Annotated in this window: 5 protein-coding genes and 2 tRNA genes; 5 read left to right on the top strand and 2 right to left on the bottom strand. The window is 51.0% G+C overall.

Annotation, left to right across the window (positions count from 1 at the left end; all coding sequences use genetic code 11):
• On the top strand, nt 1-217 hold a 217-nt coding region (locus tag Q4D85_RS14360), incomplete at its 5' end, for a DDE-type integrase/transposase/recombinase (protein WP_303201477.1).
• A 457-nt stretch (nt 218-674) separates the two neighbouring features.
• Here Q4D85_RS14360 and Q4D85_RS14365 read toward each other — a convergent pair.
• Nucleotides 675-1,142, bottom strand: a complete 468-nt coding sequence (locus Q4D85_RS14365) for a MarR family winged helix-turn-helix transcriptional regulator (RefSeq protein ID WP_303201478.1) — start codon at nt 1,140-1,142, stop codon at nt 675-677.
• A gap of 619 nt (nt 1,143-1,761) precedes the next feature.
• Here Q4D85_RS14365 and Q4D85_RS14370 point away from each other — a divergent pair.
• From Q4D85_RS14370 to Q4D85_RS14385, 4 genes are all read left to right on the top strand, one after another.
• A complete protein-coding gene (locus tag Q4D85_RS14370) occupies nt 1,762-3,438 on the top strand; it encodes an ABC transporter ATP-binding protein/permease (protein ID WP_303201479.1) in 1,677 nt (558 codons plus the stop codon).
• The gene (locus tag Q4D85_RS14375; protein ID WP_303201480.1) at nt 3,435-5,132 is read left to right on the top strand and encodes an ABC transporter ATP-binding protein; all 1,698 of its coding nucleotides are present in this window, start codon (nt 3,435-3,437) and stop codon (nt 5,130-5,132) included. Before Q4D85_RS14370 ends, Q4D85_RS14375 begins: the two co-directional genes overlap by 4 nt.
• 130 nt (nt 5,133-5,262) lie before the next feature.
• Nucleotides 5,263-5,339, top strand: a tRNA-Ile gene (locus Q4D85_RS14380).
• Nucleotides 5,340-5,348: 9 nt separating this feature from the next.
• Nucleotides 5,349-5,421: transfer RNA gene (locus tag Q4D85_RS14385), tRNA-Ala, on the top strand.
• 180 nt (nt 5,422-5,601) lie between these two features.
• Here Q4D85_RS14385 and Q4D85_RS14390 read toward each other — a convergent pair.
• A partial coding sequence (locus Q4D85_RS14390) for a hypothetical protein (protein WP_303201482.1) occupies nt 5,602-6,814 on the bottom strand: 1,213 nt, incomplete at its 5' end.

The raw sequence follows: 6,814 nt of genomic DNA on the forward strand, positions 1-6,814 counted from the left end.
AGGTAAAACCCCGATCACCACCCGTAAAGGCACGCAAACAGACACCCGACCAGACGTGGTTAACCGTAACCTCACAGCCAGTTGCCCTAACCGGTTATGGGTTGCTGACATTACCTATGTACGGACCAGGAAAGGGTTTGTGTACGCCGCTTTCGTCACCGATGTGTTCTCCCGCAAGATCATCGGCTGGGCTTTATCAGATTCACTGCGTACGTGAGGCTTTGCCGTTGCAGGCTCTTAACCAGGCTATTGCTTTAGCGAAGGAAACTACTGGGCTGATTCACCATACAGGCCATGGCACACAGTACGTCAGTGTTGTTTACAATCAGCGGCTGAGAGAATCGGGGATTACCGCATCAACCGGCACAGCAAAAGGATTCTTATGACAATGCCCTCGCGGAAAATGTCAACGGCTCCTTAAAAAATGAACTCATCAATCCTCATAAGATGGGCTGTTGCTGTAGAAGTTGAAATCGCCACGTTTCAATGGGTCACTTGGCGGAATGAGACCAAACCCCATGAAAACCTAGGCTACCGCACACCAGTCGAAGTCGAAACAGAATAGTAGAACACCAACCACCAACAAGAAATAATAGAAACACAAGGCACACCTAGGAACAAAAACCCAGGTCAATTCAGTTAGAGGCATGTTTGGTTGAGGCACGGCAAGGCAGCTACTGGTGCTGGGTATTGGTGTGGGTTTCAGCTAGGGTGCTCAGAGATTGGGTAAAGTCTTCGATGGTGTTGTTTAGGGGAGAGAAATAAGTGTGGTCGGCTTTTTCGACTGCGACTATGGCTCGGTTGACTAGTCTGATACCTGCTTGGGTGGGGGCGAGGGTTTTAGCGCGTTGATCAGTAGGGTGACCACGTCGGGTGATGAGACCCTTGGCTTCTAGTGTTCTGATGACTTGGGACGTCATCATCGTATCGGTTCCAGCCTGAGTAGCAAGGTCTTTCTGAGTGATGGGCTGTGAATTGTCAAGAGAAGTCAGTACAGCAAGAAGAACGAACTGTACGTGCGTGAGATTAAAAGGGGTGAGGGCTTCACGCATGGCGCGTTGCCAAGAGTTCGTTACTTGCCACAGCATGAACCCAGTACTCGAGCCAGGATCAGGATATGCAGTGTTAAGAAGTGGATTCATTGTATATCAAGGTAAGTAATCAGCCCGGTCACGCTCGAGCGCGCTGATTGGGCGAGGTTTCGTTTCAAAATCCGGGCCCACACGAATGCCAGTGGGCCCTCAACACTAACCCTCACACTCACTTCGGATCCGTCAACGACAGAGCGAACCACATGCTCAAATAACAGTCTCGCACCAGGAAGTTTCGACGCTGTCGTCAACACTGCGTTAGGTTCAAAGGCCGTAATCTGGAAAGTAGAGGACGGTCCCGTAGCTGGTTTTATTTTTCCTCGCGCATGTAGCGTTGCTTCTCCGGTAAATAACACTTCTTTGACTTCTGTATCCCACCGCGGCCAGGAGTCAGGATTAGCCCATTGCTCAAAAATTATCGCCGATTTATGAGAGGTGGTTTCTGTGTAATGACTGATAACAACCATGCATATAGTATGCGCGCATACTATATTTTAGTCAAGCGATTTTCTTCAGGTTGAATTGCCTGGCTTTGGTCCGAATTAAACCGTACTGGGTTTGTGATAGGGCATAAAGACCTGGGAAACTTCAGGCTGACCGATTTATTTAATCCCAGGTGTGGTTTTCAAGAAATTGGGGGAGGGGATAGCCAGCTAGTTACTATATCTTTATGAAACTTAGGCAACGCAAAGCTGCATCGTCATCTGCGGCACGGCCTGCAGTTCCGTATCGGCTGAGTAATTTAGCTGTGGTGACGATCGTCCTCAATGTTGTTCTTACCTGGTGTGCGGTTGGCGGAATGTGTCTAACATTCATCGGCGCGGGAAAAATAATCGACGCCTATCCCGGCGACTACCCGGTGACACTGATAATTGCCGGGCCAGTGCTGGTATTTCTCGCGGTGCTGCTACGTACCATCATTGAGGCCCGCGGCCAGATTAGTGAAGAATGCCGTATCCGCCATCGCATTGTTGATGCAGTGTTTGGGGCGGGTCCGGCGCACATGGCCACTACCCGCACCGGGGCGGTGGTGTCACTGGCTACTGAATCCAGTGAGAAAATGATGGCACTGCGGGTGAAATTCGTAGCCCAAGTCATTTCCTCGCTGAGCGCACCATTACTAGTCATAGCGACGGTGGCTGTGGCAATCTCAGTAAAAATAGCGTTGGTGTTACTTGCTATGCTTCCCATTGTTCCGCTGCTCATCGGTGCGTTTAGAAAAGTCGTGTCAAAAGTATCCAGTGGCTCCCAGGATGCGCGGAAAGCCCTGGCTGCGGCGTATATGAACGCACTGCAATCGCTGAGCACATTGCAACTTTTAGGTGCGGCAGGTCGAGTCGCAGACCAATTGGCAGAAACCGGGGAGAAAAACCGAGTTGCGGTGATGAAACTGCTGCGCGGTAATCAATTGATTTTATTTGTCATGGATTCCGCATTTAGTCTTGCGCTGGTTACCATGACAGCCGGATTGGCGATGTGGAACGCGGCGAATGGCACCATTACGACCGGTCAGGCGATTGCGCTTGTAGGTTTAAGCATCTTGCTATTAGAACCCATGGATCAAGTTGGCGCGTTTTTTTACGTCGGAATGAGTGGATTAGGTGCGCAACGCGGCATTTTCGCATTTCTACGGAAGCGCACTACCACCACAAATGACGAGGTTAGGCCTAGCCGGAAAGTGGATGTGAAAAACGCCGATGGCTCCGAACCCGTGGTAATAGTCGACAACGTCGACTTCGGTTACGAGCAACCAGTCCTACGCGGCGCCAACCTGAACATTTACCCAGGGGAACGAGTAGCGATCGTTGGTCGGTCCGGGCAAGGAAAATCCACCTTGTTGTCCCTTATCAAAGGGGCGTTGCAGCCAACCGAGGGAACGGTTGAGGTGGCGGGAGCTTCTGGAACCGCATTGGCTGCGGCGTCGGCAAGCGTTATGCAAACAACCTGGTTATTTAGCGGTACCATCGCGGACAACCTGCGTATCGCCCGCCCGGATGCCACCGAGACGGATATGTGGCAGGCACTGGAGCGCGCCCTCGTTGCGGATGAAATCCGCAGGTTACCCGACGGGATAGACACGGTGCTAGGCGAACAAGGCCTGGGGTTATCGGGCGGTCAGGTGCAACGGCTTTCCCTGGCGCGGGCAATCATCTCCGGCAGAAAAATCGTGCTTCTCGACGAACCCACCTCGCATGTCGATTTGGTGTCGGAACGCAAAATACTCAATGCCATTGATGACCTAGGACGGGATTACACCCTCATCATGGTTACGCACCGATTAGGGGCATTAGCTGGGATGGATCGGGTAGTAGAAGTCGACAACGGAGAAATTAAGGAACGCGCATGAACCACAACCCAACCGTTGCCCAGTTGGTGGCCTGGCTTCTGGGCATTACCCGTCCTGTACTTGGACCGCTGGCAGTGTCCACACTGTGCCGCATTCTCAATCAAGTGCTGGGAATCGTGCTCTACGTCGTGCCGGTCTACGCAATAATCGCCGGGAACCTCACAATCACCACGGTAGTAATCGTCATGGTAGCCGCTGCGCTGGCCAAGGCGTTCCTGCGCTATCTCGAACACTACTTTGGGCATTTAGTGGCATTTAAAGCACTCGAATTGATCCGCATCCGGGTTTTCAAAGACATTTATCCGCAGGCACCAGCAATCATGTCCCGCACCGGAAACAAAGCCATAGGAAGCGGCGACATGCTCAGCCGACTAACCCGCGACATCGGCCAGATCGAAGTATTCTTCGCCCACACCACCGCCCCGGTTATTTCCGCGATCGTGGTGCCCACCGCCGTCATCATCGCCATCAGTATTCTTGCGCCGTGGCAAGGGCTCATTGCGGCGATTATCCTGCTTGTGGTCTTTCTTATCACCATTGATACCCACGCTTATCGGTATGCGGTTGAGGTCACCGGAATCCGCGGCACCATCGCTCAACACGTCACCGATTCGGTCGGTGGGGTTGCCGAAGTTACTGGTTACGGCGCCAGTGACCGCCGCATGAATCAACTCGATGAACTCGAACGACCATTAGTAACCAAAGTTGGCCGCCGGGGCGCGGTAGTGGGGGCACGCAATGGTCTGGTGGCGGCCGCACGCATGTCAGTTGTATTCATGCTGCTGCCTGGGACCGATAATCTGGCAGTGACGGTGGCCTGTATGTTCGCGGTGCTGCGCTGCTGGGACATGATTAATGAAGTCACCGATCTTAGCAATCATCTCTCGCAATCCCTGGCGGCCGCGCGCCGGGTATGGACACTGTCCCATGCGGGCCTGCAATTACCAGAAGGCGAACACGAAATTGCGCCGCATGGGCCCGGGTTATCCGTGGCGTGGCGGGATGTGAGCTTTAGCTACGAATCCGCTGCACACCCGGTGGTGGAGAACATTAGCCTTAGTGTTTCGCCTGGCCATTGGGTTAATATCGTGGGTTCCACCGGTTCTGGTAAATCGACGCTTGCCAAGCTATTGCTGCGGTATTGGGATGTGGGTGCCGGAAAAATCGAACTTGATGGGGTGGACATTCGGGACATGTCGCTGGAATCATTACGCTCAGCGGTCGCCGTGGTCACCCAGGATATTCGGGTCGGACATGCAACAGTTGCGGAGAATCTTCGATTAGCCCGGCCTGATGCCAGCGATGAGCAGCTTTTCGACGCCCTCACCGTCGCCTGCCTTGCGGATGAGGTGACACTTAGCGATAACGTTGGTGAAGGCGGAATGGCATTATCCGGCGGCCAGCGCCAACGATTGTCGCTGGCCCAAGCCCTGTTGCGGGGCGGAAGAGTATTGGTTCTCGATGAATTTACCGCCCACCTCAACCCGGAACTCGTGGCCCAAGTGCGAACCCGACTATTAGCCGCCTATCCGGACGTGACCGTCATTGAGATTTCCCATGCGCTCGATGATATTGATTCCGCCGATTGGGTAGCAGTCATGGATCAAGGCCGAATTGTCGAACAAGGAACCCCAACACAACTGCGTGCGGCCGACGGTGCATTGTGTCATTTACTTAGCCGCGATCAACGTTAAAAACGGCTTTGGGGAGCCGGCAGATAAGCCTCCCCAACGCCGTGCATGTAACGGAGTTTTATTGCCGCTGAACTGGCGTTTTGCTAAGTGTAATCGCTTAGGATAAAGTTCTATTTCGTTCCAATTTTTTGGGCCTATAGCTCAGTCGGTTAGAGCGCATCGCTGATAACGATGAGGTCGCAAGTTCGATTCTTGCTAGGCCCACCACGGAACAACGGGGCATTAGCTCAATTGGTAGAGCATCTGCTTTGCAAGCAGAAGGTCAGGAGTTCGATTCTCCTATGCTCCACAAATAGACTCCCAACCAGTAATGGTTGGGAGTTTTTCGTGTTTCCAAGATAGTTACGGCTTCTCTATTTTCACACTATCGTGCATCAACACAATCAGGTTTAACGGAAACTGAACCAGAAATAGGTGCAGCTTTAACCTTCAATGTTTCGGGAAAGGTAAATTTTTGGCTAGTGATGTATCAAGAGATATTTTCTAATAGTTCTAGGAGAGCATAGGGATTTTCCTGCCCATCTTGAGGAAGCATATTCGACCTGTATTCAATATGTGCGACAAGTCCTTTTGGATCTATCCCATTTTGTAATTCGGCGATGAGAAGTTGATCAATGCCATTAATTAACATCGGTATTACATTTTTTACGGTAGATTCAATACCGTATTCAACAGCTCTGCCACTGTGAATAATGAGATTACGTTTTCGGTAAAGACGTTGGAATTCTCTCGCAATGATTTTATGAGTTCGATCAAATTCCTCACGCGGTTTGCGCAGAGCCTTTTGCATCTTGGATACAGCCAGCTGGTCTACCGGACTGAGTTTCCCAAAATCATGTTGCTCTCGAACCACATCCGCCATGCGGCAGGCTCGGTCAAAGCTTGTCTCAGCGTTTCTAATTCGACGCACCGCATCACTGTTGGCAGCGTATTTTTCTACATAGTTTTTAGCTAGCCAAACGAACTCGGAACGAAAGTAGCTAGCTGCAATAACGAAAGCGATTCTTTCAGCTCCCACGAAATCTGGAGAATCGGCATCGACTAAAAGTGCTTCTATTGCAGTCCAACCGTTTACGATCGCAACATGATCGTCCTTCTTTTTAAGCGGTTCAATGATTGCCAGAATATTCCTTATTCTGGGGCTAAGGCTCAATTCGTGGAGGGTTCCTGATCTTCTAAAAGCTCGGAGTTTTAATGGTTCTGATCCTCTGACAGAACCAGTTGTAAAAGCACTTCCTTTCTCTTTTGACCACATCAATTCGGCAATAGCGAAACGGTTTTCTGACCCCACCCAAAACTTGAAAGCAAGTTGGGCCAACTGCCTTCTTACTTCTTCGGCAGCCTCATCTACGTCCCTCGCTTTTACAGAAATAAGGAATCCACCTTGGTAACGAACTTTTTTCGCATTCGGCGCATATTGATGTTTCCATTTCTTTAAATCCTGCGCTTTCAACCAATTTTCATGTTCGCGGCTTTCGAACAAGAACTCAGGAACCACAGTGACTGGAACCGCGAACGAAAATTCAGTTTTACGTCGTTTCTCTCGTTCATCGAGTTTCCGTAGAACTTGTGCGAATGTGAATTCTTCGGAGCTATTTTGAATATCACTAAAGAACCGGTAAATGCTAGATTCTGGGATTCCACAATAAAGTACATGGGAGACGATTCGTTTTGCAGTCCCC

The sequence above is a fragment of the Corynebacterium sp. genome (genome assembly GCF_030532965.1).
In the GTDB taxonomy this organism is placed as follows: Bacteria; Actinomycetota; Actinomycetes; order Mycobacteriales; family Mycobacteriaceae; genus Corynebacterium.

Bases quoted from the DNA above. Each gene is read 5' to 3' on its own strand.
- Q4D85_RS14365 (WP_303201478.1), bottom strand. From the start codon at position 1,142: ATGAATCCACTTCTTAACACTGCATATCCTGATCCTGGCTCGAGTACT.
- Q4D85_RS14370 (WP_303201479.1), top strand. From the start codon at position 1,762: ATGAAACTTAGGCAACGCAAAGCTGCATCGTCATCTGCGGCACGGCCT.
- Q4D85_RS14375 (WP_303201480.1), top strand. From the start codon at position 3,435: ATGAACCACAACCCAACCGTTGCCCAGTTGGTGGCCTGGCTTCTGGGC.